1 protein-coding gene is annotated in these 238 nt (G+C 63.9%); it reads right to left on the minus strand.

What is annotated here, in order from left to right; all coding sequences use genetic code 11:
• Positions 1–238, minus strand: a 238-nt coding sequence (locus tag FQ664_RS26880; protein WP_144176002.1) for a DUF2955 domain-containing protein, incomplete at both ends; no start/stop codon positions are given.

Here is a 238-nt window from a genome sequence, read left to right on the forward strand (position 1 = left end):
TGGTCAGGCCGATCACCAGCAGGTTGGCCAGCAAGCCGTTGCCGCCCTTCAGCGCATAGCGCAAGGTCAGGAAAACACCCACCCCGACCAGTAACACCCCAGCCAACGGAGCATGGCGCAACAGCGGAATCAGCAGCAAACCGCTGCCGCAAGCGAGCAGCACCAGTAGCGCCAGGACCGGTGCTGCACGCAGGGGCAATGGCTGACTGCGCATGGCCAGCAACAGCACCGCAAACAC

This window comes from Pseudomonas persica (genome assembly GCF_900291015.1).
GTDB lineage: Bacteria > Pseudomonadota > Gammaproteobacteria > Pseudomonadales > Pseudomonadaceae > Aquipseudomonas.